This window comes from Paenibacillus sp. FSL R5-0749 (genome assembly GCF_038595085.1).
Lineage (GTDB): Bacteria > Bacillota > Bacilli > Paenibacillales > Paenibacillaceae > Paenibacillus.
In genome coordinates, this window is sequence record NZ_CP152005.1 from 756,169 (window position 1) to 779,647 (window position 23,479).

At 47.5% G+C, this 23,479-nt stretch carries 20 protein-coding genes and 1 riboswitch; of the genes, 12 read left to right on the forward strand and 8 right to left on the reverse strand.

Features of this window, described 5'->3' with window-relative positions; genetic code table 11:
- Positions 1-86: 86 nt before the first annotated feature.
- Both MKY85_RS03515 and MKY85_RS03520 read right to left on the reverse strand, forming a co-directional pair.
- Positions 87-1,406: a glutamate-1-semialdehyde 2,1-aminomutase gene (locus tag MKY85_RS03515; RefSeq protein ID WP_339239447.1), complete on the reverse strand. Its 1,320-nt coding sequence runs from the start codon at positions 1,404-1,406 to the stop codon at positions 87-89.
- Between the two features lie 131 nt (positions 1,407-1,537).
- Positions 1,538-2,581 carry an LCP family protein gene (locus MKY85_RS03520; protein ID WP_339239448.1) on the reverse strand — a complete coding sequence of 348 codons (1,044 nt, stop codon included), beginning with the start codon at positions 2,579-2,581 and terminating at the stop codon, positions 1,538-1,540.
- A gap of 128 nt (positions 2,582-2,709) precedes the next feature.
- Between MKY85_RS03520 and MKY85_RS03525 the strand changes: the two genes are divergently transcribed.
- The 4 genes from MKY85_RS03525 to bcp are packed head-to-tail and all read left to right on the forward strand — an operon-like array spanning position 2,710 to position 5,852.
- On the forward strand, positions 2,710-3,756 hold the full coding sequence (locus tag MKY85_RS03525; protein ID WP_339239449.1) for an ABC transporter ATP-binding protein: 1,047 nt from the start codon (positions 2,710-2,712) through the stop codon (positions 3,754-3,756).
- A gap of 1 nt (position 3,757) precedes the next feature.
- Entirely contained in the window at positions 3,758-4,552 is a 795-nt protein-coding gene (locus tag MKY85_RS03530; RefSeq protein WP_339239450.1) for an ABC-2 family transporter protein, read from the forward strand.
- 4 nt (positions 4,553-4,556) lie between these two features.
- A complete protein-coding gene (locus tag MKY85_RS03535; RefSeq protein ID WP_339239452.1) occupies positions 4,557-5,342 on the forward strand; it encodes an ABC-2 family transporter protein in 786 nt (261 codons plus the stop codon).
- 45 nt (positions 5,343-5,387) lie between these two features.
- Complete coding sequence (gene bcp / locus MKY85_RS03540; RefSeq protein WP_342571790.1) at positions 5,388-5,852, forward strand: thioredoxin-dependent thiol peroxidase; 465 nt, start codon at positions 5,388-5,390, stop codon at positions 5,850-5,852.
- Positions 5,853-5,944: 92 nt separating this feature from the next.
- Here bcp and MKY85_RS03545 read toward each other — a convergent pair whose 3' ends face one another.
- The 6 genes from MKY85_RS03545 to MKY85_RS03570 form a co-directional block, all read right to left on the reverse strand.
- The gene (locus MKY85_RS03545; protein ID WP_342571791.1) at positions 5,945-7,072 is read right to left on the reverse strand and encodes an endospore germination permease; all 1,128 of its coding nucleotides are present in this window, start codon (positions 7,070-7,072) and stop codon (positions 5,945-5,947) included.
- A 95-nt stretch (positions 7,073-7,167) separates the two neighbouring features.
- Positions 7,168-8,292, reverse strand: coding sequence for an endospore germination permease (locus MKY85_RS03550; RefSeq protein WP_342571792.1), 1,125 nt, complete (start codon positions 8,290-8,292; stop codon positions 7,168-7,170).
- An 18-nt stretch (positions 8,293-8,310) separates the two neighbouring features.
- A complete protein-coding gene (locus MKY85_RS03555) occupies positions 8,311-8,547 on the reverse strand; it encodes a hypothetical protein (RefSeq protein ID WP_339239457.1) in 237 nt (78 codons plus the stop codon).
- A 6-nt stretch (positions 8,548-8,553) separates the two neighbouring features.
- Positions 8,554-9,756, reverse strand: a complete 1,203-nt coding sequence (locus tag MKY85_RS03560) for a Ger(x)C family spore germination protein (RefSeq protein ID WP_342571793.1) — start codon at positions 9,754-9,756, stop codon at positions 8,554-8,556.
- A 20-nt stretch (positions 9,757-9,776) separates the two neighbouring features.
- The gene (locus tag MKY85_RS03565; protein ID WP_342571794.1) at positions 9,777-11,291 is read right to left on the reverse strand and encodes a spore germination protein; all 1,515 of its coding nucleotides are present in this window, start codon (positions 11,289-11,291) and stop codon (positions 9,777-9,779) included.
- A 224-nt stretch (positions 11,292-11,515) separates the two neighbouring features.
- Entirely contained in the window at positions 11,516-12,163 is a 648-nt protein-coding gene (locus MKY85_RS03570) for a DedA family protein (RefSeq protein WP_342571795.1), read from the reverse strand.
- A 242-nt stretch (positions 12,164-12,405) separates the two neighbouring features.
- Between MKY85_RS03570 and MKY85_RS03575 the strand changes: the two genes are divergently transcribed.
- From MKY85_RS03575 to MKY85_RS03610, 8 genes are all read left to right on the forward strand, one after another.
- Positions 12,406-13,707: a polysaccharide deacetylase gene (locus MKY85_RS03575; protein ID WP_342571796.1), complete on the forward strand. Its 1,302-nt coding sequence runs from the start codon at positions 12,406-12,408 to the stop codon at positions 13,705-13,707.
- A 103-nt stretch (positions 13,708-13,810) separates the two neighbouring features.
- A complete protein-coding gene (locus MKY85_RS03580) occupies positions 13,811-14,800 on the forward strand; it encodes a MoxR family ATPase (protein WP_342571797.1) in 990 nt (329 codons plus the stop codon).
- Entirely contained in the window at positions 14,797-16,056 is a 1,260-nt protein-coding gene (locus tag MKY85_RS03585) for a DUF58 domain-containing protein (protein WP_342571798.1), read from the forward strand. The genes MKY85_RS03580 and MKY85_RS03585 overlap by 4 nt, the downstream gene beginning before the upstream one ends.
- Entirely contained in the window at positions 16,043-18,409 is a 2,367-nt protein-coding gene (locus tag MKY85_RS03590) for a transglutaminaseTgpA domain-containing protein (protein ID WP_342571799.1), read from the forward strand. Before MKY85_RS03585 ends, MKY85_RS03590 begins: the two co-directional genes overlap by 14 nt.
- A gap of 17 nt (positions 18,410-18,426) precedes the next feature.
- On the forward strand, positions 18,427-18,567 hold the full coding sequence (locus MKY85_RS03595; protein WP_342571800.1) for a hypothetical protein: 141 nt from the start codon (positions 18,427-18,429) through the stop codon (positions 18,565-18,567).
- A gap of 214 nt (positions 18,568-18,781) precedes the next feature.
- A complete protein-coding gene (gene guaA / locus MKY85_RS03600) occupies positions 18,782-20,320 on the forward strand; it encodes a glutamine-hydrolyzing GMP synthase (RefSeq protein ID WP_339239472.1) in 1,539 nt (512 codons plus the stop codon).
- A gap of 246 nt (positions 20,321-20,566) precedes the next feature.
- Positions 20,567-20,806 carry a hypothetical protein gene (locus MKY85_RS03605; protein ID WP_150364231.1) on the forward strand — a complete coding sequence of 80 codons (240 nt, stop codon included), beginning with the start codon at positions 20,567-20,569 and terminating at the stop codon, positions 20,804-20,806.
- A gap of 368 nt (positions 20,807-21,174) precedes the next feature.
- Positions 21,175-21,274: riboswitch (purine riboswitch) on the forward strand.
- Positions 21,275-21,446: 172 nt separating this feature from the next.
- Complete coding sequence (locus MKY85_RS03610; RefSeq protein WP_253430011.1) at positions 21,447-22,823, forward strand: NCS2 family permease; 1,377 nt, start codon at positions 21,447-21,449, stop codon at positions 22,821-22,823.
- Positions 22,824-23,479 lie beyond the last annotated feature (656 nt).

A 23,479-nucleotide genomic window follows, 5' to 3' on the forward strand; every position in this document is an offset into this window, starting at 1 on the left:
CAAGTTGAACACTTGTTGGACGCCTCTTTTCGTAGTTGCTGTCTCTCAACTATTTTGTATTACATCTGAAGAATTAATTGTTCGGGTTATTCCTGAGCCATTGCCTTGAAGGAAGCTTCTGCGGCTTCCAATGTAGCCTGAACATCCTCGTCTGTATGAGCCGTGGTCAGGAACCAAGCCTCATATTTGGATGGAGCGAGGTTAATGCCACGGTCCAGCATGTGACGGAAGAAGGAAGCGAACCGTTCTCCGTCTGTGTCTTGAGCATGATCGTAATTCGTCACCGGGTGATCACAGAAATGGGTGGAGAATGCACCGCGAATCCGGTTGATTGTCAGTGCAATCCCATGACGGTCAGCAGAAGCTTGCAGACCTGCTGTCAGGTCGATAGCAAGGCGTTCCATCTCCTCGTATACACCTGCGCCTTGCAGGACCTCCAGACATGCGATACCCGCCGAGATGGATGCAGGGTTACCAGCCATCGTTCCCGCTTGATAAGCCGGGCCGAGCGGAGCAACCTGCTCCATAACGTGTTTGCGTCCGCCGTAAGCACCGATGGGCAGGCCGCCACCAATAATTTTACCAAGAGCCGTCAGATCCGGTTCAATCTCCGCATGATTATCGAGCCCGGCATACGTCTGTGTGGAACCGTAATGGAAACGGAAAGCCGTAATCACCTCGTCATAAATAACCAGTGAGCCGTTGGCGCGTGTCATGGCACAGAGACCTTCCAGGAAGCCGGGTTCCGGCATAACCATACCGAAGTTGCCAACGATCGGTTCAACCATGACTGCGGCAACATCGTCACCCCAGTGCTCCAGTGCAGCTTTGAGGCTATCCAGGTCATTGTAAGGCACGGTGATGACCTCTTGCGCAATACTGGTAGGAATGCCGGCACTATCCGGGATACCCAGCGTGGATGGGCCAGAACCGGCCGCCACAAGCACCAGATCCGAGTGACCATGGTAACATCCGGCGAATTTAACGATCTTGTTACGTTTGGTATAGGCACGAGCTACCCGAATCGTAGTCATGACCGCCTCTGTACCGGAGTTAACAAAGCGTACTTTATCCATAGAAGGAATGGCTTCCTTCAGCATTTTGGCAAGCTTGATCTCTAATTCAGTCGGGGTACCGTACAGTACTCCATTGGCTGCAGCTTCTGTAATTGCCTGCGTAATATGAGGGTGGGCATGTCCTGTAACAATCGGACCGTAAGCGGCCAGATAATCAATGTAACGGTTGTCATCAACATCCCAGAAGTGGGCGCCCTGGGCTTTTTTCATAAATACAGGTGCACCGCCGCCAACGGCTTTAAACGAGCGTGAAGGGCTGTTCACCCCTCCTACAATATGTTCAAGTGCTTCTGCGTATAGAAGCTCGGAACGGGAACGTGATGGTTTCATAAGATAACTTCCTTTCGTAATTCAAAATATAATAAAGGTACAAGCCACAGAAAGATATGATGATTTTCTCATAATAGTATAGCCGGGCACAACGAGAGGGCAGCGTAATGGCTGCCCTCTGCATGTTTAGATTACTGAGCCGGTTGTTCTGACTTCTGATCGTCACCACTGGCTGTTTTATCTTCGGTGCTGGTCGTACTATCATCTGTTGTAGCAGGCGGGTGAATAATATCCTGAATATGCTGCTTCAATTTTTCTTCATTTGTAACCGTTAATACTTGCGCACCACCTGCTGTACGTTCTTCTTTCAACAGGTTCATTGGTGGGATCTGCTCACTGCCGTTCATGCTGCTCTGGTATCCGAGTCCACCCAGCTTCCACATATCGGAGAGTGTCAGATTCGTATCTACGTAAGGATTAACCTGTTCCAGAATGGCAGGCAGTTTGGCTATGGTAGTGGTGGACTGCATTTTTGCCGTAACAGCTTTCAGCAATTCACGCTGACGCTCGGAACGAGCGAAATCCGACATCGCATCATGACGGAAACGAACGTACATGAGAGCTGTCTCGCCATCCAGATGCTGATACCCTTTTTTGAGATCAATATCGTATTCGTTATTGTCTGCTTTACTTGTATAGTGCATGTCTTTCTCCACATTAAAATCAACACCGCCAACGGCATCCACCAATTTGATGAATCCTTGGAAATCCGTATACACATAATACTGTACAGGAATGCCGAGCAGGTCGCCGGCAGCTTGCATCGCTGCATTCGGGCCATGGGTGATGGCAGTGTTGATCCGCTCTTTACCATACCCGTCAATATCGACGTATGTGTCGCGCAGAATGGAGAATAGATTGATTTTTTTGGTAAGTGGGTCGAGCGATACGACCATCATGCTGTCGGAGCGGGGAACTTCACCTTTTTTCAATCCGCGCGCATCGACACCCATAACGAGAATATTGACCGTCTCTGTGCCTTCCCATTTGGGTGGGTCAGGTGTATTGACTTTCTCCACATTTTCGATACCGGCGAATGGTGATTCGTCACCGTCTTTTGCCAAACCGTCCAACTGATTGAGAATAGAACCGAAATAGTATGCCGCAGCTCCTCCGACAATTAACACGAAGGCGGCAAGAGAAATCCAGATGGTTCTCTTCGTCTTTCTGGTCATGCTAGCTCTCCTTTGTATTTGAGATGAAATAAAAAACGAGTTCAGGTATTGCTGAATTTTGACTGATACCATTATAATTTCTTTTTGGGCTACAAGCAATTTCAACAAAATCCAAGTGAGGTATAATCATGCTGGCGATTGATGTCAAAGATTTGCGCAAGTCGTTTAGCGTCCAGAAAAGCCGAGGTGGGCTGAAGGGCGCGTTCCAGGACCTGTTTGCACGTCAATACCAGGAGGTATTGGCTGTAAATGATATTTCATTTCAGATTCCGCAGGGCGAAATATGCGGATATATCGGGGAGAACGGTGCCGGTAAATCAACAACAATCAAGATGTTGACCGGCATTTTGGTGCCTACTTCAGGGCAAATATCGGTTGGTGGATATGTTCCGTATCAGGAACGGGAGAAGTTTGTACAGAATATTGGTGTTGTTTTTGGTCAGCGCAGTCAATTGTGGTGGGATATTGGCGTTATCGAATCCTTCCATTTATTGCGTAAAGTATATCGTGTAGGAGAGGTCGATTTCCGGAAAAGGCTGGATGAACTGGTTGAGCGATTGCAGCTTCAGGACCTGCTCAGTCGTCCGGTGCGCAAGCTCAGTCTTGGTCAGCGTATGCGCTGCGAGTTGGTGGCAGCATTGTTGCACAACCCGAGTATTGTTTTTCTGGATGAACCAACCATTGGTTTGGACATTGTGGTGAAGTCGGAAATTCGGGATTTCTTGAAGGACATGAACAAGGAGCATGGAACAACCATTCTGCTCACAACCCATGATTTGCAGGATATTGAGGCCCTATGTTCCAGGGTGATCATGCTTGATGCGGGTAACATCATCTATGATGGAGGTCTGGATCATCTGAAGTCCCAATGGGGCAAGGAACGGGAAATCCGCTTCAAGTTCGGTTCAGCTCACAACATGAGTCAGATGCAGGAATGGACTGCGGCGTTACCTGTACGTTGGACGGTAGAGAATGAATTGTCTGCATCCGTATGGATTCCACTGGAATTGAACGTTTCGGATGTACTCGGACGTGTCGTTGGACAAGCCGATATTACCGATATTCAGATTATCGAGATCAACACGGATGAGATTGTGCGCAGTATTTACCAATCCGGTTCCGCCGAGCGTCCCGAGATTGTGGGAGCAGGGAAAGAAGCGGTGAGTGTATCCTAAGATGAATAGTGCCTTTATTGATTTCATGCGCATCCGTTTTCTAACGATGCTGGCATACCGGGTGAATTATTACTCTGGCATTTTGATATATACGCTGAATATCGGCGTGTATTACTTTACCTGGCAAGCCATTTATGGCAGCAGTGGTGAACTTGGCGGCTTTACGGCAGCACAGATGACAACCTACATCGCTGTATCCTGGATGGCACGTGCCTTTTACTTTAACAACCTGGACCGAGAGATTGCCGCAGACATACGGGATGGCTCCATTGCGATTCAATTCATCAGGCCAATCAATTACGTTATGGTCAAAATGATGCAGGGTCTTGGCGAAGGCATTTTCCGCTTCCTGCTCCTCATGATTCCGGGGATGCTCATTGCCATTCTGCTGTTCCCGGTTGAACTGCCTACGGCGCCGTCGGCGTGGATTGGCTTTCTCGTCATGCTGTTCTTCAGTTTCCTCATTAATTCCCAGATTAATGTGATCACGGGACTGGCGGCATTCTTTGTGGAAAATAATGAAGGCATGATGCGCATGAAACGCGTCGTGGTTGATTTGTTCTCCGGTCTCATCATCCCGATCAGTCTGTATCCAGGCTGGATGTCCGCGGTGATGAAGGTATTGCCTTTTCAGGCCATTACGTATCTGCCCGGTTCGGTCTTCACGGGAAGAGTGGAAGGTACCGCTATCTGGAATGTACTCGGTATTCAGGTGTTCTGGTTTGCCTTGCTGCTACTTCCGATGGTACTGATCTGGCGTAAGGCGCGCAAGCGTCTGTTCGTGCAAGGGGGATAACAGAATGTACTATATGGGTCTGATCTGGGAATATTTGAAGAACTACATGAAAACACGACTCACGTACCGTGCTGATTTCTGGGTGGAGATCCTATCGGATCTGCTGTTCCAGGCAACCAACCTGATCTTTATCTTTGTGGTCTTTCGCCATACGGATAACCTGGGCGGCTGGAGTGAGAGTGAAGTGCTCTTTGTTTATGGATATTTTATGGTGCCCTATGGCATCTTCAGTTGTTTTATCAATCTGTGGGGATTCAGTGAGCGGTATATCGTCAAAGGCGAGATGGATCGTATCCTAACACGCCCTGCACATAATCTGTTCCAGATCTTGCTTGAAAATGTAGACCCGCCTGCACTCGTGGGCTCGTTTATCGGCTTGATCATTATGATCTTCAGCGGAGCAGAGATGGGCCTGGTGCTGGAATGGTGGCATATTCCTGCCTTGATTATTTTGGCGCTTAGCTCAGTCATGATCTATGCCGGAATCTATACCACACTGACTTCGTTGTCCTTTTATTCGGACGCACCAACAGGTATTCTGCCATTGATGTATAACATCCAGGGATATGGGCGTTACCCGGTAACGATCTACAACCGTGCTATTCAGGTGCTGCTGACCTGGGTCATTCCGTTTGCCTTTGTTGGCATTTATCCGGCTGCCTTGTTTCTGGAGAGGTCCGAGATGCATCGCATGGCACTGCTGACACCTGTGATGGGGTTGGTGTTTGGTTCCGTGGGTTTGCTTTTGTGGAATTATGGCGTGAAACGGTATCGTGGAGCAGGATCATAAAATGCCCTCAACGCAATTCGTGGGCGAGACTAGGGAGGAATTGACATGACGTTAACTGTAGGCGAAGTGGCACCGGATTTTGAGCTGCCGTCCAGTACGGGGGAGAAGGTGAAGCTTTCCGATTACCGCGGACAGCGGGTGCTGCTTTATTTTTATCCCAAGGATATGACCTCGTCCTGTACGCAACAGGCTTGTGATTTCCGGGATCGACATGCTGAATTTGAAGGGCTGAACACGGTCATTCTCGGGATTAGTGTTGATCCGATGAAACAGCATGACAAGTTTATCGCCAAATATGGACTACCGTTCACCTTGTTGTCAGATGAAGAGCACGCTGTAGCCGAGCAATACGGTGTATGGCAACTCAAGAAAATGTATGGCAAGGAGTATATGGGTATGGTTCGCTCCACTTTTCTGATTGATGAAGAGGGTAGATTGATCCAGGAGTGGTCCAAAGTTCGGGTCAAAGGACATATTGAGGCTGCTCTTGACGCAGTGAAGGCGTTGTAATGTAATAACCGGGACATGTATGAATGAATACATCTTATCCGTTTCATCACCAAAGGCTGTGTTTCGCGGGATTTACCGTGAACACAGCCTTTTTAGGTGGGCAATCGTTTATGACTGGGTGAATTGTTCTTGCTCTTGCCAGAACGAAGCCGATGCACAAGCAGAAGGAATAGCGGAATAATAAAGCTTACAGTGATATCCCAATCCACCCAGGCGGGCATGATCGTATTGGTGTAGAAAATGACATTGGGAGATATCAGTACAGCTAAAGCGAATAGTAACATGGCTGATGGCAGGATGAGAGGCTTGTATGTTTTCAACCGAAATAGTTGTGCTATTCCAATGACAAAAGAAAACATGTACAGCAGGCTTTTGAAATAGGTGGCAATCAACCAGGCGGTCGCCATGAACGCCTCAATTCGCTCGAAAAAATTGCCAATATTAATTTTTTGAGACAGGGTATAGGAGATGTAGATGTCATGTTGGGTCAGAAAGGGACCAAAGATCATCAGGGAAATGAGCAGCAGAGTGGTTAACATTAAGCCTCCACATAAGGTGGCGAGTAACATGTCCCGTTTGATATGAGGTCCTGACACAACATACGGGAGAACCATGGTAATCACGATTAGTTCACCAAAGGAAGTGAAAGCCCCCCTAATGGTAGATTGAATCAGTTGGAGCCAGGGGGTGTTCAAGAAAGGCTGTAGATGTGAACTGTTTACTTGGGGGATCAGCCCCATGAATAACAGGATCATAAATGCAACAACGATCGGCGTCAGCATTTCACTGCTTCCTCCTATTGTATTCAAACCATGCATAACTCCCCAGATAAGAGCGCACATAAGTATAATCAGAATGACCCGGATGGGGGTCTGAAGATAGATCTGTGTAGTCATGAAGTCGCCAACTTCACGGATACATATGGCAGCACCTATGGCGAAATAGAACAGATATGCAGATGACAAAACAGCTCCTACCCATCGGCCAAGTATTTTTTGGCAGATTTCAATAAGTGACAGATCAGGATGTGTCTGATGAAGTTTGTAAAGAACCCATATAATGAGTAAGCCGATCGGCTGACCGATAAGAGAACAGAACCATGCATCCTGCTTACCGGAAGCAGTAACCACGGAGGGATAGAGCAGAATCATGTCTCCGACCATGACCAGGAAGGTGAGCAGTGTAAATTGCCTAATGGTGATTTTCTCCTTAATTAACATAGACCTTACACTCCTTCACTAAATTCAGCATGGATGACATTCGTTGATGAACTTCAATTATTCATCTATACCAGGCTCCTTCCCGTAAAAAGTATTCATTCCTGTGAGGAGTTGCTGTGAGTAACCGATGATTTTCTGTTCGACTTGAGCAACTGGATCAGCAGGAGACAGCCGGGCAGAATGATCCCCAGCGTAGTATCCCAATCTACCCAATAGGGAACAACGGTGATTACGATAAAGGTTACGCTTGGTGAGACAAGATTGGCTAATCCAAAAACGAGTAGCGACGCTGGGAGCACAAGCATCCGATACTGCTTAAGCTTGAACAGTTCCGCACAACCAACAATAAAGGCGTATAAGTATATCATCGCTTTGAAGTAAGTGGAGATCAGCCAGGAAGAGGCCATAACAGCTTCAATACGTTCAAAGAAGCTTCCAATACTAATTTTCTGGGATAAAACAAAAGAAGCATATATGTTGTGTTGTGTGAGAAAGGCACCCAAGACCAGCAGGGATATGGTAACAAGTGTTGCCAATACCAGATTGCCTAGGCCTGCTGCGATAAGTACGTCCCTTGTTCGATGAGCCTGCTTGGCAACGTAGGGCAGAATCATCATGATGGGGACGACTTCACCAATTGGATATATAATGCTTACCAGAATGCCCTGTGAAATAGAGACCATATTCGTATCACTTACTGGTTTCAGATTGCTGGCATCAATCTGGGGAAGCAGGCAGAATGCAAGGACGACAATAAACACAATAACGACAGGCATCAGTAGTTCACTGCTTCGACCCATCGCCTCTAATCCGTGGAATACTCCCCAGCCGATCACGATGACAAACATCAGAATGATGATACGAATGGGAGTGTACTGGAAGATTTGAGAGGTCATGAAATCGCCAACTTCTCTCGTATGAGTGGAAGCACCAATAATAAAAAAGAACAGGTAGAAGCAGGAAAAGAGAGTACCTGGCCAGAACCCCAGAATGCTTCGTGCCATTTGTACCAGATTTTTTTCTGGGTGCAAACTGCACAACTTCAGGATCATGGCCAGTAGTGCCATTCCCAGAGGAATGCCTATGAAAGCACAGATCCAGGCGTCTTGTTTTGCGTAGGATGTGATGACTGAGGGGTAGATCAGCATCATATCTCCTACCACCATCAAAAAAGTGAGAGTGGTCAATTGTCTTGTTCCAAGGCGCCCGTGTTCAAGCATAATCGTCCTCTCCTTTTTCTAGGTTCCCGTCAGATGCGCCAAGAATTGATTAACAGGTTCATAGATCCACATGATGATATAGAGCGGACTCGGAAAATCCCACAGGTTTGCTGCGATTATACTAAACCCTGTGGCAATGATGAGCATGCCGCTATACACAGCTGTTTCCCTCCATTCCTTACGGCGGATAAGACCCGGCAGATCAAACAAGCCTATAAGGCCCGCTATGACAATGACAGTAATTGTAATCAACATCCGATCTCACTCCTTCAAATCCTCCTTGAATGAATCATCCAGTGTACCTACCCGTTTGATCTGAACATTGGCTTCATACGTGACATCCAGGTTCTCAAAATATTGATCCCAATCCTTCTCAATCTTTTTGAAAAATCCAGGATCGGCATGATATACTTCCTGACCAAATCCAAAAATATCGGTATGGAATTTTCGCCGAACCGATTTCACTGATTTTTCCATTAGCTCGATTAGCCGCTCTTCACTGTCTTTTTCCAACTCTTTGAGCGTTTTCATTGAACCAATTCGGATTCCGCACTCAACTGCACCAATGGAAGACACATTTTTTATTTTGATATGAATTACTGGCTGGTCATGGATAACCTTCGCTTTTCGTTTCGTCTTGGTACGAAGGGTTTTGAAAGTCACATTACCGCCCTTTTGGCAAGGCAAGTGACCTATGGTAGATACCACGTTGTTGCGAATATAGTTGTATCCTTTGGATTCATCTTCAGTTAACCAGCCGATTAGTTTGTCCTTCTTGAAGACACTTAATCCCGTCGAATTGAGACGAGCGGGGGACGTGATTGTCGAGATATTATCTTTGCTTCCGCTTCTCGTAGTATTGCCTACAACCTCTACACCGGTGATTACGGGCTGTATTCCGGGAGCCAGCATATACTCCATCAACTGATCTCCAGTGACAGTAGTTGTGGGTGACCAGGTTTTGGCGGAGACGTCGAGGGAATTAAATATCTTCTCTGCAGGTAAATTCTCCAATGGAGTAAGTGTATCCAGTACCTTGGAAGCTGTTGTATTTCGAGCAACGATAACGTAATAATCGGGTCTCGCAGTAGGTTCTCTCATTAACGCTTCAATGACATCGTAGATGCCTTCTTTGCGGGCATATTCCTCACCGAACACCAGTATACGGATATGGGCCATGAATATGCGGCGCGGACTTGTCTCAGTCAGCTTTTGAATTGCTTCAAACAGTGTGGATGCGGAGGCTTCATACTGTGTGACAGGAGTGCCATTCCCTCCGCCCGATTTGGAGGATACTTCATTCGGTACAACGACCTGAGCGCTCACTTTAATCAGATCACCATCCTTATCTACACCAAGACCCAGCATAATGCCAAGTTCATTCAATTCCTGGCGGTCCCAGCATCCGGTAAGGAGAGGGAGCAGGAATGTAATGCATAGGATTAATCGGAAGCACTTGTTCATACATTATTCTCCTTACCGAATTAACGCTTCGTTTTTTTGCTGGCTTGTCTGGTTTTGTTCGGTGTACCTGTAGAGAGTGGACGTGTTTTCATATGGGACCAAGGTACACGAAACAGAGTATCCTTCAGATCTTTCTGAATGAAAGGTGCAAAGGGAGACATATAAGGTACGCCAAAAGAACGCAAGCTGCATAGATGGGTAACCGTAATGAGCAGAACAATGAGAATACCGTAGAAACCAAATGCTGCCGCAAGTATCATCAATACAAATCGCAGAATTCGAACAGAGATGGATAGTCCATTCTCTGGAATGACATAACTGGATATAGCCGTAATGGAAACGATAATAACCATTGCAGCGGAGACAACCCCTGCATCAACGGCTGCCTGGCCGATAACCAGCGTCCCGACAATGGAGACGGCCTGACCAACGGTTTTCGGAATCCGTATGCCTGCTTCCCGCAAAATTTCATAGGTCAATTCCATAAGTATAGCTTCAATGAATGCGGGAAAAGGCACGCCTTCACGTTGAGCTGCCAGACTAATAAGCAGATTGGTGGGCAGCATCTCTTGGTGAAAAGTGGTAATAGCAATATAGAAGGATGGGGCCAGCAGAGCGATGAAAAAGGACAGATATCGAATCATACGAATCAATGTGCTGATATCGGCCCGTTGATAGTAATCCTCCGGTGACTGGAAGAAATGCACGAACAATGCCGGGACCAGTAGTACAAAAGGCGTTCCATCTACAATGATGGCTACTCTCCCCTCAAGCAAGGCAGCACAAACCGTATCCGGACGTTCACTATTGTAAACGGTAGGAAATAGCGTGCCTGTTTCATCCTGTACAAGTTCTTCGATATACCCGCTTTCCAGAATCCCATCAATATCGATCTCATCGAGCCTCCGCCTTAGTTCCTCCACGACACCTGCATCAACGGTATGTTTCAGATATAAGACAGCAACCCTTGTTTTGGTGATACGACCAATCTCTCTTTCTTCGATCCAGAGATGAGGGTCCCGAATCCGTTTGCGGATCAAGGCTGTATTCGTACGCAGATTTTCATTGAATCCTTCCATGGGACCCCGGACAACGGTCTGTGAGATGGGTTCACCCACAGCACGGTCTTCCCAACCGGCGGCAGCTATTTTCAATCCACGCACACAACCTTCGATCAGCAGAATAGCCGATCCTGACAGGAGAGCATTGAGCACATCCTCCATGTCATCCACCAGAATGACATTGCTCGCGGCTAAAATATCATTTTGAATGTAGCTTAGATGCTCTTCATCTGCCGAAAATTCCGGGAGGTCATGTGTCTTTAACAGGGATTCCAGGATGGAATGATTCAGGATCTGCACATCCACTAATCCATCAATGTACAACATGACGGCAGGCCATTTATGTAGACACTGGAGAGTGCGCATCATCAAGTCATTGCTGTTCCCCATGACTTGCTTACAGTAATCCATATTTTCGCTGAGATTCGGTGAGATTTGCCTCTGATCTTGATGCTCCACGTTTGGTTCACTCATACCTTCACCCCCTATACATCCTATATTTGCAAGTTAGTATGACCTGGATGAATTCGGATTATCACAAAAAAGAATGATAGTTCATCATTCCGTTTGAGTAAGTGTTTATTTTGGAGGAGGTGATGAAGTGATTACAGAGTTTAATTGAAAAAAAACGAAAAAAAAAGAGCCGCGATTATTCGCAACTCCTTGCTTACTTATTATAGATGGACGTTTGCCCGAATTTACTTTTGTCTTTGACGAACAGGGGCTGACTTGGATACGGCGGATCTTGATACCCATGCTTTGCGGTAATGGTAAAGCACGGCAACAATAAGCAATAAGCCAATTCCTCCCACGATATATGCTGCATATTGATGAGCCAGATGGAATACGGCATTCCACTGGGGGCCGAATATTTTGCCGATGCCCAGAAACAGTACAACCCAGAACAGCGCGCCCGAATAAGCGTAGAGAGCGAACTTGCGAAAAGGAACAGCAGCTATTCCCGCGAAATATCCGGTGAAATGCCGTACTCCCGGAATGAAATAACCGATGAAGATTAAAGCATTACCATACTTGGCGAACCACTTTTGCGTTTTATCGAGCTTGTCCTGCTTCAGCAGAAACCATTTTCCGTATCGTGTTATAAAGGGCAGTCCTGCTCTGGCTCCAATAAAATAAGTGATGGTCATGCCTATCGTTGTTCCCAGAAAAGCCAATATGGTGAGGATTCCGAAGTCGAGATGACCCTTGTAGGAGAGAAACCCTGCGTAAGCCATCGTTGTTTCACCAGGAAAGGGAAGTGCGATGAATTCAAGCAACAAGCCAAAAAACAATACGCTGTATCCGTAGGACCCAAACAAATGTTGGATCTTCTCAAGCAATTCCAATAGATTTCACTCTCCTGAAGACGGGGTGGGAGCATGAATCCTCTCCAAGGTGTTTTGAATACGTTCTGCCTGTCCATTATGCTACCTAATCTGAAACGAAGAATCAATCACACACCATACCAAATTGTGAAAAAATATTAAACAAAAAGGCGTCTTTTTTCAAGAAAGCCTCCATATAATTCTAACAAATCTGCTGAAGTCTATCAGCAAATTCACTAGAGACGGTGGAGGGCGATTCGTAAATGGTACAGAGACCGGAATTAAGAATCAAGGGAACAGGGGAAATTCCCGTAACATCCATACATACGTTTTTATCTGGACAATGGTCTGTCATTCTCGTGCGAATTGCGATATTACTATGTGTGTTCGCTGTATACGCTGGCACCGCGTATGCATCTTCTGCTTCTGGCTCAGATGATTCGATCAGGGAAGATAAGAATACGCAAGACAAGGTCGTCTATCTGAGTTTTGACGACGGACCGGGTAACCATACACGAGAAGTATTGGATATTTTGCGCAAAGAGCAGGTTCTGGCCACTTTTTTTGTGCTGGGTGAGCAGGCAGAGCGTTATCCCGAGTTAATCCGGTCGCTGGTGGAGCATGGACATGCTCTGGGCAATCATACGTTTAATCATCAATACAAACAGCTGTACAGTGATTTTAAAGTGTTCTGGAACCAGATCAAGCAGACAGAAGACGTGCTGGAGCGTATAACTGGTTTCCGTCCGAATCTGGTGCGAGCGCCAGGAGGTACCTACGGACATTTTGACCAGAGTTATTTTGATCTGCTGCAATTGGGTGGATACACCGTCATGGACTGGAATGTCGATAGTGGAGATTCCAAACGAAAAGGTGTTCCGGCCAAAGAAATCCTTAAAAATTCCACCAAAGTACCTGCGGGAACACGTTCGGTGATTGTCCTGATGCATGATGGAGGTGCGCACGCTGAAACGGTAAAAGCACTTCCGGGTATTATCAAATATTATCGTGATCACGGATACCGTTTTGACATCATAAAGAGTTCGGATCAGCCGGTTCAATTCCGAGTTCATCCCGATGCTAAGTATAAGTTCCGCAAGGCTCCGGGAAAGGCATGGATCGCAGAGCATGTAGAAGGTAATGCTGCGTTGTGGCTCACAAGCAAGAAGCTGAAGATAGAGGTAGGATTGGCTGCGGCAACCTTACAACCTGGAGAATTCCGAATGGATGGGGAGCGAATCATGGTGCCTTTGCGTACATTCATGAAAAAATTCGGGGGCAGCACGCGCTGGGACCCAGAGACAAGGACAGCCACAGCAGTATGGAAGGAAAGAACGATTCATGCAGACAGTGTGAGCGGAACACTGAGCTCAACAGGGGTAATTGAAACAGGAGCAGTACAGAGTCAGGGGGGAACCATCTGGGTTCCGTTACGTGAGTTACTGGAGCAGATGGGGTTAAAAGTGAATTCCTTAACCAGTAATAAGGCAGAGTGGACGGTAAAGGCGGGCGCTTCCAGGTCCATTTCGGCAATGAATCTCATATTTAAGTATAAAATGATCTGAAGAAAGTCATGCTTGCAGGACTATTCTCTCTACTTCCGGGCAACACTGAATCATAGATTACTATGGTTCAGAAATGCCGATGGACGGAAGGAGATCAGGAGAAATGTCTTATATCCGAATGGAACATGAACATGCGGTTGAATTGTTAAACAGGGTCATGAAGCGTGTTGAAAGTGTGATTGTTGGCAAAAAAACAGAGATTCGTTATGTTCTCACTGCAATGCTCAGTGGGGGGCATGTACTTCTGGAAGATGTGCCGGGTACCGGTAAAACCATGCTGGTTCGTGCCGTTGCTTCCGCGTTGGACTGCTCCATGGGCCGGATTCAATTCACGTCCGATGTCATGCCGGCAGATGTTACGGGCACTTCAATCTATCATCCACATACAGCTGAATTCAAGTTTCGCCCCGGACCTGTCATGTCCAACGTTGTCTTGGCGGATGAAATAAACCGGGCTTCACCCCGGACTCAGTCTGCCCTGCTGGAGGCAATGGAGGAACGACGTATTACGGTTGATGGAACAACCTATGCCTTGCCACGCCCCTTCTTTCTGCTGGCGACACAGAATCCGTTACAGTTTGAGGGTACGTACCGGCTGCCTGAAGCGCAGCTGGATCGATTTATCATGAGGATTGGACTGGGGTATCCCGATCCGGAACAGGAATTGGAATTGTTAAGTCGGATGCAAGGTAGAGAAGAGCTTGATGAACTTCGCCCTGTCCTGCTTGCTGAAGAAGTTGTAGCCATGCAGCGTGAAGTCAAACAGGTACATGTTGACCCGGTCGTCAAACAGTATCTGGTGGCCGTTGCTGTAGCCTCTCGCAGCCTTCCGGCGGTCAGATTGGGCATCAGCCCGCGTGGAACACTGGCCTGGATGGCTGCGGCGCAGTCGTTTGCCTACCTTCAAGGACGCAGTTATGTCATTCCCGATGATGTGAAAGAGTTGGCTGTGCCTGTTCTCTCACATCGAATTCAATTGAAGGCCCAGAACAGAGCGGAGGTTTGGGGACAAGTCCAAGTCATTGAAGAAGCCTTGTCATCCGTCCCTGTTCCTGTACAAATGGCATCACAGGGAAGGGGACGGAGGCAATGACTGCTCTGGGACAACGGATGTTGAGTGCTGTCCTTGTGGTGGCTTTGGCTTCCTTATATCAGTGGCATGGTGGCAAAGCGGCGTTGTTTCTATCCATTATGGCTTGCTTGATGTTCATAGGAGGTCTGCTTCTCCATTGGTTCGGACCACGGCGTATTCACATCCGTCGGAAAATACATGCGAATCGGATTGAGGCAGGCGAGCGGGTGCGGGTTCAAGTCGAACTGGAATTCGAATGTCGTATTCCATTGTTATGGATCGTTCTGTGTGAAAATTCACCTGCAGGTGTTCATCGCAAATTAATTTTCCCGGGAACTCGGCGGCAATTTTCCTATCAATATGAATGTTCCGGTTTACGCAGAGGGGTCTACAGATGGGATACGGGCAGATTGTACTGGGGAGATCTGTTTGGCTGGAATACCCACTCTACAGAGACCGCAGGCGGCACCCCCTTGATTGTTGTTCCTCAAGCATCGGCTTGGGGGGAGGGGGATTCAGCAGAATTCGCAGCGATGATCGAAGGGACTCTGTCGGAGAGAAGAAATAGCCAGGGAAACCGTAGCCCCGAGTTCCGTGAATATCAACAGGGTGACCCGCTGGGACGTATTCATTGGAAAAGCACAGCCAAAACGGGGCAACTTCAGACCTTTCTGCCCGATACCACAGATCTGGCTTCACTGGGCATCCTTGTGTATGAAGGCACATCGGGTTATGAGGTAAAACAGCCAGAGACTATGGAAGCACCTGCTTTTGAACGAGTGGTGGGTGCAGCCGCCCGCTGGATTCATACGGCTGAGCGGGACGACATTCCTTATCATCTGTGGATGGAAGGCGGAGATAAGAGCTGTGATGAACAAGATCAATGGCGACATGGGTCATTCCAGGCAGATGATGAGTGTCATGGTCTGGACAGACTAGCAGGGGCACGAATATCCACAGCCCAATCCGTGTCGGTTTCACTCCGAACGGAGATGCTGGATGGACTGGCGCGCGGTTCGCGAATTGTGGTTCTCACAGGCAAGATCGATCAGGTTCTGACCGAATGGATTATAACTGCAATGGGTTCAGGTTATCGTGTAGAGGTGCAATTGGCTGAAACGAACCAGCTAGGATCAAAGGATAGATTCATGACTGGAATTGAGCATGACAGCTCAAGTATAGAGCGGCTTCGTCACACCGGGGTATTGATTCAAGCGGTTACAGACGTTGCGTTATCTTCATTGGGAAGGGTGGAGGTAACGGATGTGGGAGCGTAATAAAAACCAGGAACCCAATTCCACTGTGGCGGCTGACAAAGCGTCAACAGCCCGTCTGAGATTAGAATCGGTCCATTCTGTAGTTAGAAATGTGAACCACACTTCTCTTACAGAGATAAAGGATGAGGGATCTGTTAGAGTGCCGGTTCTGTATAGGATCTTTATTTCCGCCATTTTACTTATACTGTCTCTGGAGTGGATATATCCTGTTACGTCATCAGGTCAGCAGGGCAGTGAACGTTTCTTGTCCGTAATGGCGGGGTTAACTGGAGCATTGCTGCTCGTTGGGTTAATTCGTACAGGGTGGATCACCGGAATACTGATCCGATTATTTATTGCACTCGCTGCGCTATGTCTGATGTATGGAGGAAGTGATCCTGCCCGTTGGGCGGTTGCATACCCGGGAATACTTTCAGCGGATATGGACACCTTTATGGATAACTGGCGATTCCACTCGATTAGTACAGAAACGAGAGGACTGTTCATGATGTGCGGTTGGAGCATGCTCATGGCTTCTGTGCAATCCCTTGTATTGCTGCGTAGAAGCGTTATGCTATTTGGCAGTGCAACGCTAGTATACTTGCTTCTGCTTGAATCCTTTGCGGGGTTGGATGTATATGCTTCAGTAATACGGTCTGTGTTATGGACTTTTCTAATTCAGGCTCTGCTTCAGCTACTACGCCTCAACGGAGGAGTAACTACCCCGAGTTATCGTGGCAGTCCCTATGGCCGTTGGAGCGTTATAACCATTGTTGCTTCCACAGGTATGGTCCTTTTCTCTGCGTTACCTGGTCAGTTCGCTTCCATACCTCAACCGGAACGCATATCCCTGGAGCAGATGGGTGAACGCATAGCTCGCTGGGCAGGTTATACACAGCACAGTAGCATCCCTGCTGCAACGGCGGTAACGGGATATAGCACGGCAGATGCGCCCATGGGAGCACCTCTGGTGCAGGGGAATGCCCTCTTTTTTACAGCAAAGAGTCCGGAAGTGACGTATTGGCGAGGAGAGACTCGTTCATATTATAACGGTAGTACCTGGAGTGACCCAGAGCAAAGCTTTGAAACGGCCAGTCCTTACGGAGTCCTGCGTTCTGATGGTTGGGAGAATCAAACCTATTGGAAACGTATTCGCCAAACAGTCACGATGAAACGGGAATGGAAAGGGCCGAATCCGTTATTTACCGGGGGAATCCCGCTGAATGTATCGTTTCAAGATAAGAACAGCAATAATGAGGAGAACATGCTTACGTTGTTATCTAATCGAGATTCCGCAACGTTGTGGCTTGCAAACGCCGGCGAAGATCATATGGTTAAAAATTATACGGCAGACGTCATGTTTCCTGTGGCCTCGCCGGAACAGTTACGTCTGTTAGGGAATGCGAATAAAGGGAAAGATCCTGCCTCTATACGGAGGACATATCTGCAATTGCCCACATCTCTCCCGGGTCGGGTGCAGACGCTCGCCAAGGAAATCATTCAAGGCAGTGAGACTCGGTATGACGCTGTACAAGCCGTCAAGACTTATCTGGCTGCTCATGCCGAGTATACGCTTGATACCCGTATGCCACCGCGTGGAACAGATTTTGTGGACGATTTTCTATTCGTCACACGGCAGGGGTATTGTAATCATTTCTCCACTGCCATGATTGTGTTGCTGCGTGCAGAGGGAATTCCTGCACGCTGGGTTAAAGGCTTCGGGACTGGAATAGCTGACCCGAATACACCGGGACAATATATCATTTCCCAAGGAGATGCACATTCCTGGGTAGAGGTGTATTTTCCAGGTGCAGGCTGGATGCCGTTCGAGGCTACGCCGGGCTTCACCATGGCGCAAGGCGCGGGTGAAGATGTGGCAGCACTCGCCGGGCCGCAGCCTGTTGTAGAGACTCCGCCGTATATGAGCGGCGGATGGGCTAACGCGGGCGCATGGCTGCTCGCCCGCGCACGGGCCATTGCCGCGGAGCCGGGGCTCGCGGCAGCCCTTGTCGCAGCGGCCCTGCTGGGCGCCGCTGCTGTGATCCGCATGCGACGGCTACGCCCCGCGCTGCGGATCAGGCTGCTGCTGGCATGGCCGCGCAGCAGCTTTCCAGACCGCGAGCGGCTGCTGGGCGCCGCCGCTCCGGTCTGGGCCGCGCTTGCGCGCCGGTACGGCCCGCGGCCGCCGGGGATGACGCTGCGAGAATATGCAGCATCACCGGCATTGGCCGCATGCGCGGACGGCGCGGACATCGCGCGGTTTGCAGCCGACTGGGAACGGCTGCTGTACGGGCCAGACCGTCCGCTGCGCGCAGACAGTCTGGACTTCCTGCGCCGGGCACTTCGTTTGGCCCGGCGATTGCAGGCGTTGTAACCCAAGGATGTTACAACATGGAGGCCACACAACCTGCCGGTGATTGCAATCTCGCTATCGCTTCCGATACAGATTGGCAGGTTGCAGCAGCAGATGATCACCACTGGCGCATCTGTTCTATTGTGCTTCGGTTGTCCATTGTTGCATGTTACACATAAGACGCCTTTCGCGCTCCGCTGCGAACGAGGCGTCTTTCCACGATCATACACTTGAACCAGCATCTTGCTGCCATGTTTTCTGATCGGAATTTCATATTTAGAGGCATTTGGTAATCCTGTTTTGATATGTCGAAAAAAGGAGTTTCGCCTTTCCTTGACGGTATGTTTTGTCGTTGCGTATAATTAGTTTCATTGAATTGAGGGAGGCACGGTTATGAATAAGCAGAATGAGATTGTGGTTGTCCTTGACTTTGGGGGCCAATACAACCAGTTAATCGCCAGAAGAATCCGGGATCTTGGCGTATACAGTGAGCTTTTGCCGTATAATACACCGGCGGAGAAGATCGCAGAATTGGCACCAAAAGGGATCGTATTTTCAGGTGGGCCGTCCAGCGTATACGCTGAGAATGCTCCACACGTGGACCCGGCTGTCTATGACCTGGGCTTGCCGATCTTCGGGATCTGTTACGGGATGCAGCTTATGGCTCAACAGCTCGAAGGTAAAGTAGAGCGTTCCGAGAAGCGTGAGTATGGTAAAGCAGACCTTGAATTTGCTGCTGGATCTGCACTTGCAAAAGGCATTGAAGGTGAACATACCGTATGGATGAGTCACGGTGACCACGTGGTTACACTTCCTCCAGGTTTCAAATTGGATGCAGGCACGGAAAGTGCGCCAATCGCTGCCATGAGCGACGATGAGCGTAAATTGTATGCTGTTCAGTTCCATCCGGAGGTACGTCACTCAGTTCGAGGTAACGACATGATTCGCAACTTCCTGTTCGAAATCTGTGGTTGTGAAGGCAACTGGACGATGGAAACATTCATCGATGACACGATCAAAGACATTCGTGAAAAAGTGGGCGACAGTAAAGTACTGTGTGCTCTTAGCGGTGGCGTAGATTCTTCCGTTGTTGCTGCATTGCTTCACAAAGCCATTGGTGATCAACTGACATGTATGTTTATCGACCACGGTCTGTTGCGCAAAGGCGAAGCTGAAAGTGTAATGGAGACGTTTGTTGGCAAATTCGACATGAAAGTTGTCAAAATTGATGCTCAAGAACGCTTCATGTCCAAGCTGGCTGGCGTGGATGATCCAGAACAAAAACGTAAAATTATCGGTAACGAGTTTATTTACGTATTTGACGAAGAGTCCAAGCAGTTCGATGATTTTGCATTCCTGGCGCAAGGTACACTGTACACGGACATCGTGGAAAGTGGCACAGCGACTGCACAGACGATCAAATCCCACCACAACGTGGGCGGTCTGCCTGAGGACATGAACTTCAAACTCATCGAGCCACTGAGCACGTTGTTCAAGGATGAAGTACGTAAAGTCGGTACCGAGTGTGGCCTGCCGGACGAAATTGTACACCGTCAGCCATTCCCTGGTCCGGGTCTTGCGATCCGTGTTCTGGGTGAGGTTACTGAAGAGAAACTCAAAATTGTTCGTGATTCGGACTACATCCTGCGCGAAGAGATTGCCAAAGCCGGCCTCGACCGCGAAATCTGGCAGTACTTCACAGCCCTGCCGAACATGAAGAGTGTCGGCGTTATGGGTGATGCTCGTACGTATTCCTACACTGTAGGTATCCGTGCCGTAACATCCATTGACGGTATGACTGCGGACTGGGCACGTATCCCTTGGGATGTGCTGGAGAAAATCTCCGTACGGATCGTTAACGAAGTGGATAACGTCAACCGTATCGTTTATGATGTAACATCCAAACCACCTGCAACGATCGAGTGGGAATAGGATATACGCCTTAACAATAGATTGAAAAAAGACTCTCTTTTATCTGCGGTGTTTAGCAAATAGAAGGGAGTCTTTTTTATTGCGTACCGTACCGTATGAGTAAACATTAATCCAGGCGCTGTTCCTTATTAATAATCTCTAGAATTTCATCCCATTTTAAAGTTCATTTCATGATTCTTTCAGGTCCAGGCTGTACAATAAGGATATACTAAGAGCTAATATGGCTACTGAAAGGAGATTGAATGTATGCGTAAAACCGACTATATGAGCAAATGGAAAATGGGCATTGGAAGTGCATTTCTGATGGTGATGTTGGCAGGGTGCGGTTCAGGTATGCAAGACCTGGCTTCCGGTTCAGGAGACTTTCCACTTGTGAACTTAGAGGCAGCGGATGCTTCTTCCGATCAGACCAGAAACCCGGACTTAACAACGAACACGAATCAGGAACAACAAGAGGGACAGGATGCTCCACAGACAGAGATTTAACTAACATAGGACTGATCCGGTAAAAAAAGCTCCGGAACATGTCGCCAATTGCTCCATATACCTAATTAACATTGACTATTCACCTGATTGCCAAAACGCATCAGAAACATAAGCTGGCCAGATTAGAGCGCTTTTCGCCCTTTGATCAGGCTAGCTTTTTTATGTTAAACTGCTGAACTTTCTAGTCTGACAGAATGAACATATTCCCTAGAGATTTCACCGAAAAAAGCGCATACAATTGGGTTGTAAACCGCTGAACTGGTTCAATCTGTTAAATAATACGAACGATATTATAGGATATCGATATTAACATTCGTTTTTATGATTGACAAAAACATATTGCCCTCCTAAAATAGTGATGGGAAACAAACAAATAGCGCATACTAATTCGTATAATCTCGGGAATTGGCCTGAGAGTCTCTACGAGATCACCCTAATGATCTGGCTACGAAGAGGAGAAGGCTGAGCACAGGAATTCTACATGATTGCGGGACATCACGCACATTAGAATTTTTTTTGTTCTTAGTAAATGGCATCGTGCCGCTCCTTGTCAGCTGAACCCTGGGTGAAGAATATTCATCAGGGTCATTTGTCGTTTTTCAATATGGCTTCAACATCTCTAAGGGGGAGTTAGTGAATTATGGATCGTTTTTTTAAATTAAAAGAAAACGGAACAAATGTTAGAACGGAGATTGTTGCGGGTCTTACTACCTTTATGACAATGGCTTACATTCTTTTCGTAAATACGTTGTTCTTGGGACAGGCCGGAGCGGGTATGTCGGATAATGCAGTATTCTTTGCAACAGCCGTCGGTGCCGGATTAATGACTATTATTATGGGATTGTTCGTGAATATTCCAATCGCGCTTGCACCAGGTATGGGATTGAATGCGTACTTCATGACTGTTGTTCTAAGTTCGAACGGGGCGATTACTTGGCAGGCTGCTCTCGGAGCGGTATTCCTTTCCGGTATCGTGTTCATTATTTTGACCGTGACAAAGATTCGGCAAATGCTGCTTGTGGCAGTTCCGCAGTCGATCAAAATGGCCATTACGGTGGGTATCGGTCTCTTTATTACCATCATCGGTTTCAAACTTGCTAATCTCGTGGCGGTAACCGTTAATGTCGCACCAGACGCAGACCTGAGTCAGCCGATTCCGGGTAGCAGTTTTAACCTGTCATTGGGCAACTTTGTAACACATCACGATGCATTGCTGGCTCTGATTGGTTTGCTCCTGATTGCTATACTGATGGTTATGCGTGTCAAAGGCGCTCTGCTGATCGGGATCGTAGTAACAACGCTGATTGGTATTCCAATGGGTGTTACGAATCTGAGTGGTCTTTCAGGCGCAAGCTGGTTGCCTAACTTCAGCGATCTGGCAGTTGGACAACTGGATTTGAAAGGTGCTATCAGTCTCGGATTGTTCGAGATCATCTTCATCTTCACCTTCGTTGAATTGTTCGACACGTTCGGTACGATGGTAGGTACGGCAACACGTATGGGGATTATGAAGGACAAGAAAAAAGGCGAGAAAACGATCGGTAAAGCGATGCTCGTCGATGCAGTTGGTGTCAGTGCAGGTGCTGCGCTGGGTACAAGTACAATTACGGCATACGTTGAAAGTGCTTCAGGCGTTGAGGCGGGTGGACGTACAGGACTGACTTCGGTAACGACAGGTTTGTTGTTCATTTTGGCCCTGTTTATCGCTCCGCTTGCGCTGGTTGTTCCATCCGCTGCGACAGCTCCGGCATTGATCATCGTGGGTGTGCTTATGATGAGTCAAGTACGTAGCATCGAGTGGGATGATTTCCTGCAAGCTTTCCCAGCGTTCCTTACCATTGTATTGATGCCTTTCACAGGCGGAATTGCAAACGGGATCTCCGCAGGTATCGTATCTTATGTGATTCTGGCGGTGTTCAGTAACTTGGTTACAGAGCGTAAAGTTAAAATTCACTGGCTCATGTGGATCTTGGCAATCATTGTAGTCTGCCGATACGTATTTATTGGCGGGGAGTAAGCATACAATAGTTGTGAGGAAGAATACTGTATTAAGTATGTAGTCTTATATATGAAAGAAAAGCGGAAGCCACGGGATCTAAACCCGGAGCTTTCGCTTTTTTTGTTTTCTTTTCTTGAGTAAAATGAATTTCAAAATTGTTTTCCTTCTATAATAGAAGGAATGAGTATAATGCTCTATGATCTGTTGATTAATTATCCAATGAGATCATACAGTTAGCATGTTTCTATAAGTATGAAGATTCTATACTATTCTTTCTTTTAAAATGAAGGATAATAGTGAAGTGAACTTCTCGTGATCTGAATGTCATTAGCGCAATTGTGGTAGCGTGTATAGAAAAGGAGTTTTCTCTACAATAGGATTGGTTAATCGTACGGGGGGGGATTCATACGTATCATACGTCCGACACTGAGGAAATGCTTGTTAAAGGACTATGGATAATATATTTGAAGAAACTAATCTTATTCGAAAAAAAAAACTTGCATCCGATAACTGTACATGGTATATTCTAATTCCGGCCAAGAAAACACGAGATACACGGTGCGGCAAGCGAATGAAATGAGCTTCGAAAGAAACTTAAAAAAAGAGCTTGCAAAGTTGGTTCGGACATGATATTATATAAGAGTTGCTGAAGAGAACGACATTCGGTAACGAAA

Bases quoted from the DNA above. Each gene is read 5' to 3' on its own strand.
- MKY85_RS03585 (WP_342571798.1), top strand. From the start codon at position 14,797: ATGACTGCTCTGGGACAACGGATGTTGAGTGCTGTCCTTGTGGTGGCT.
- MKY85_RS03590 (WP_342571799.1), top strand. From the start codon at position 16,043: ATGTGGGAGCGTAATAAAAACCAGGAACCCAATTCCACTGTGGCGGCT.
- MKY85_RS03535 (WP_339239452.1), top strand. From the start codon at position 4,557: ATGTACTATATGGGTCTGATCTGGGAATATTTGAAGAACTACATGAAA.
- MKY85_RS03605 (WP_150364231.1), top strand. From the start codon at position 20,567: ATGCGTAAAACCGACTATATGAGCAAATGGAAAATGGGCATTGGAAGT.
- MKY85_RS03575 (WP_342571796.1), top strand. From the start codon at position 12,406: ATGGTACAGAGACCGGAATTAAGAATCAAGGGAACAGGGGAAATTCCC.
- guaA (WP_339239472.1), top strand. From the start codon at position 18,782: ATGAATAAGCAGAATGAGATTGTGGTTGTCCTTGACTTTGGGGGCCAA.
- MKY85_RS03595 (WP_342571800.1), top strand. From the start codon at position 18,427: ATGGAGGCCACACAACCTGCCGGTGATTGCAATCTCGCTATCGCTTCC.
- MKY85_RS03560 (WP_342571793.1), bottom strand. From the start codon at position 9,756: ATGAACAAGTGCTTCCGATTAATCCTATGCATTACATTCCTGCTCCCT.
- MKY85_RS03550 (WP_342571792.1), bottom strand. From the start codon at position 8,292: ATGCTTGAACACGGGCGCCTTGGAACAAGACAATTGACCACTCTCACT.
- MKY85_RS03545 (WP_342571791.1), bottom strand. From the start codon at position 7,072: ATGTTAATTAAGGAGAAAATCACCATTAGGCAATTTACACTGCTCACC.
- MKY85_RS03530 (WP_339239450.1), top strand. From the start codon at position 3,758: ATGAATAGTGCCTTTATTGATTTCATGCGCATCCGTTTTCTAACGATG.
- MKY85_RS03515 (WP_339239447.1), bottom strand. From the start codon at position 1,406: ATGAAACCATCACGTTCCCGTTCCGAGCTTCTATACGCAGAAGCACTT.
- MKY85_RS03520 (WP_339239448.1), bottom strand. From the start codon at position 2,581: ATGACCAGAAAGACGAAGAGAACCATCTGGATTTCTCTTGCCGCCTTC.
- MKY85_RS03555 (WP_339239457.1), bottom strand. From the start codon at position 8,547: ATGTTGATTACAATTACTGTCATTGTCATAGCGGGCCTTATAGGCTTG.
- MKY85_RS03610 (WP_253430011.1), top strand. From the start codon at position 21,447: ATGGATCGTTTTTTTAAATTAAAAGAAAACGGAACAAATGTTAGAACG.
- MKY85_RS03565 (WP_342571794.1), bottom strand. From the start codon at position 11,291: ATGAGTGAACCAAACGTGGAGCATCAAGATCAGAGGCAAATCTCACCG.
- bcp (WP_342571790.1), top strand. From the start codon at position 5,388: ATGACGTTAACTGTAGGCGAAGTGGCACCGGATTTTGAGCTGCCGTCC.
- MKY85_RS03525 (WP_339239449.1), top strand. From the start codon at position 2,710: ATGCTGGCGATTGATGTCAAAGATTTGCGCAAGTCGTTTAGCGTCCAG.
- MKY85_RS03580 (WP_342571797.1), top strand. From the start codon at position 13,811: ATGTCTTATATCCGAATGGAACATGAACATGCGGTTGAATTGTTAAAC.